The sequence below is a fragment of the Aeromonas sp. Y293-4 genome (assembly GCF_027705905.1).
GTDB lineage: Bacteria > Pseudomonadota > Gammaproteobacteria > Enterobacterales > Aeromonadaceae > Aeromonas > Aeromonas veronii.
The window spans coordinates 1-3412 of the sequence record NZ_JAPDCI010000049.1; the positions used below are offsets into that span (position 1 = coordinate 1).

The following is a 3412-nucleotide window of genomic DNA, read 5'->3' on the forward strand; positions in this document are numbered from 1 at the left end:
TCGCGAAATTTCGCAGTCGCGACGCCAGAGACCGAGGGTTAGATCATGCCTAGCATTCACCTTCCGGCCGCCCGCTAGCGGACCCTGGTCAGGTTCCGCGAAGGTGGGCGCAGACATGCTGGGCTCGTCAGGATCAAACTGCACTATGAGGCGGCGGTTCATACCGCGCCAGGGGAGCGAATGGACAGCGAGGAGCCTCCGAACGTTCGGGTCGCCTGCTCGGGTGATATCGACGAGGTTGTGCGGCTGATGCACGACGCTGCGGCGTGGATGTCCGCCAAGGGAACGCCCGCCTGGGACGTCGCGCGGATCGACCGGACATTCGCGGAGACCTTCGTCCTGAGATCCGAGCTCCTAGTCGCGAGTTGCAGCGACGGCATCGTCGGCTGTTGCACCTTGTCGGCCGAGGATCCCGAGTTCTGGCCCGACGCCCTCAAGGGGGAGGCCGCATATCTGCACAAGCTCGCGGTGCGACGGACACATGCGGGCCGGGGTGTCAGCTCCGCGCTGATCGAGGCTTGCCGCCATGCCGCGCGAACGCAGGGGTGCGCCAAGCTGCGGCTCGACTGCCACCCGAACCTGCGTGGCCTATACGAGCGGCTCGGATTCACCCACGTCGACACTTTCAATCCCGGCTGGGATCCAACCTTCATCGCAGAACGCCTAGAACTCGAAATCTAACGTCCGTTCGGGCATCGAGGTCCATGTCGGGGTGGGACGGGCCCGTGGCTTCAAGATCACTTGCAGTCCGACCGCGATGTCTTGGTTGCGCGAGAGGTTGTCGACAGGCCATGCTGAGTGTGCGATGGTTGATCGCTTCCTCGCCGCTCTCCACGGCGACGATGGCCGCCGCCATCAGCAAGTGCGCCAGTTCCCCTATGGTGCCCTCGCTGCGTGTGAGCAGGTAGCGAGCCATGTCCAGCGTGGCAATTGGGGAAGGCCGGCGCAGCGGGAGCGAAGCGGCGAAGCTGGCCAGCAGTGAGCAGCAATCGTCGTTGGCCTCCCATACCGGCAGCATCATCGGCTCGAAGCGATTTTCCAACTGGTCATCGGAGCGGATGGCTAGGTAGGCGTCGCGCGTGCCTACCCCAACCAACGGGATGCGCAGTTCGTTGCCGAGGAAGCGCAGCAGGTTGAGGAATTCCCGGCGGTTGACGCTGTTGCCGGCCAGCACGTTGTGCAGCTCGTCGATCACCAGCATGCGCACGCCGACCTTGCGCAGCAGTGCCAGAGCCAGTTGCTCCATTTCCGGCAACCGTGGGCGTGGGCGCAGCGGCGCGCCCATCGCGGCGAGCAGCGCGACGTAGAAGCGGATCACGGACGGCTCGGACGGCATCTGCACGACCAACACCGGGATGTGCTCCTGGTCGGCGTCGGAGCTGGCCGGGTGGGTGCGGCGGAACTTCTCGACGATCATCGACTTGCCATTGTTGGTCGGGCCAACCAGCAGCAGGTTGGGCATGCGTTGCTTGTTTGGCCACGCATAAAGGGCTTCCAGCCGGTTCAGCGCCTCGACTGCGCGCGGATAGCCGATCCAGCGGTCGGCGCGAAGGCGCTGGATGCGCTCGTCCGCCGGAAGACGGGCCAAGCCCTGGGCCGCCGGCAGCAGGTGGGACAGGTCGATGATGGGATATTCGTCCACGGCTACCACTCCTCAATCTGGTCGAACGGTTTGGCGGGTGGCAAGTTGTCTGCCTGCGGGTCGGCAATATCCGTATCCGGCGGAACGGGCTTGTCCGGCCGAGCTGATGTCTTGAGGTGCTGGCGGCGATCCGCGTCACGCCGCGCCTTGCGTGTGGCCTTCTGCGCGCTGGTCACAATCTCACGCATCTGGCCGATCATGCGGAACAGCGCCGACTCATCCACCTGTTCGCGCCCTTGCTGCCGCAGTTTCGCCAGCGCCTGCCGTTGTTCCCAGAGGGTGACAGCCGGATGCGACAAGGTACGGTAGGGAATTTCCAGGTAATGCTGTCCCTCCGGTTCCAGGACCCAGATACGGCTGATGTCGCGCGGATCGCGCCGGATCAGAAAGGACGGCCAGCGTTCACGCCGCGCAATCCACGGCTTGAGCGCATCGGCGTAGTAGTGGATGTGGTCGATGACAAAGCCGGTGCGGGTCAGCGTGCGCCGGAGGATCGGCAGAAAATCGACCAGGAACGAAGTAGCGCGTGTGACGACGGCCGGTACGCCGACACGCGCCACGGCCTCGGCCCAGCGCGCGGCCGGCGGTTGGAGCAGGCCGTTGTGCACCGAACCGTGGTAGGTGCCGACCGCCAATGTGAGCCAGCGCTCTAGCTCGCGCAGCGTCAGGGCGGCCTTGTTTTCGGAATCGTAGTCGCCGCGCTGGTCAGGGTTGGAGAAGGTCGTTCCCGGCAGTTCGTCGTGAATCATCTGCATCGCCGTGCCGATGATCCGTTCCACGATGCCGCCATAGTGCGGCTGTCCCAGCGGGCGATAGTCCAGCCGGATGCCATGCTGCTCGCAACCCCGGCGCAGGGCCTCGCTCTTGAACTCGGCCGCGTTGTCTAGGTAGAGCAGCAAGGGCTTGCCGCTCATCTGCCAATCCATTTCCACGTTCAGTCCTTCCAGCCAAGGGCGCTTGTCGCAGGCGACATGCACGAGGCACAGGCCAACCGAAACGGCAGACGGCGCTTCCAGCGTGACGACCATGCCGAGCACGCAGCGGGTGAACACGTCGATGGCGAGGGTCAGGTACGGGCGGCCAATAGGTTGCCGGTCGCGGTCATCGACCACGATCAGGTCGATGACCGTATGGTCTATCTGCACCTGCTCCAGCGGCGCGGTCACGGCAGGAGGCTCGCCGCCCACACCTTGTAGGTCACGAGCGGCATCCTGGCCTTCCCGCCGGCGGATGACCTTGCGCGGGTCAAGGCTAGCGATCCGTAAGGCCACGGTATTGCGCGCCGGCACTCGCAGTTTTTGAGCCTTGCACACCTGAGTGACTTCGCGGTGAAAGGCCGCTAGGCTGCGCTTCTGCTTGGTCAGGAACCGCTTTTGCAGTAGCTCGTGGATGACGCGCTCGACCGGTTCCGGCAAGCGCCCCTTACCTTTACCTCCACCGGACTGGCCGGGCACCAGATCCGTCACGAGGCCGCTGCCTTGCCGGGCACGCCGGATCAGAACGTATACCTGGCGCCGAGACAAGCCCAGCGCCTGAGCCGCCATATCGGCCGCTTCGTGCCCGACCGTCTCCGACTGCGCCAACGGACTGATGATCTCCGCACGACGGCGCGCACGCTCCCAAGCCTCATCAGGCAGAGTGGCCACGCCTTGTTCTGGAATCCGTGGGGTGTCCGTCGCCATGCTCACCTCGCTTTGGGGTTCTAGGGATTTTCCGTCCAAAAACGACAAAGTGCTCTGGAGGCCCCGCCGTCTGTGGCCTCCAGAGGGG

General features: G+C 64.8%; 3 protein-coding genes. 1 reads left to right on the forward strand and 2 read right to left on the reverse strand.

The features are described 5' to 3' along the window. Positions 1-180 precede the first annotated feature (180 nt). Positions 181-681 (forward strand): GNAT family N-acetyltransferase, encoded by a 501-nt coding sequence (locus OKC31_RS21410; RefSeq protein WP_000376623.1) that lies wholly within the window; start codon positions 181-183, stop codon positions 679-681. Here the strand turns inward: OKC31_RS21410 and OKC31_RS21415 are convergent. Together OKC31_RS21415 and OKC31_RS21420 are read right to left on the reverse strand one after the other, a co-directional pair. After that, positions 650-1642: a TniB family NTP-binding protein gene (locus tag OKC31_RS21415; RefSeq protein WP_001381192.1), complete on the reverse strand. Its 993-nt coding sequence runs from the start codon at positions 1640-1642 to the stop codon at positions 650-652. The genes OKC31_RS21410 and OKC31_RS21415 overlap by 32 nt on opposite strands. Before the next feature lie 2 nt (positions 1643-1644). Next, positions 1645-3324, reverse strand: a complete 1680-nt coding sequence (locus OKC31_RS21420) for a Mu transposase C-terminal domain-containing protein (protein WP_000179844.1) — start codon at positions 3322-3324, stop codon at positions 1645-1647. Between the last annotated feature and the right edge of the window lie 88 nt (positions 3325-3412).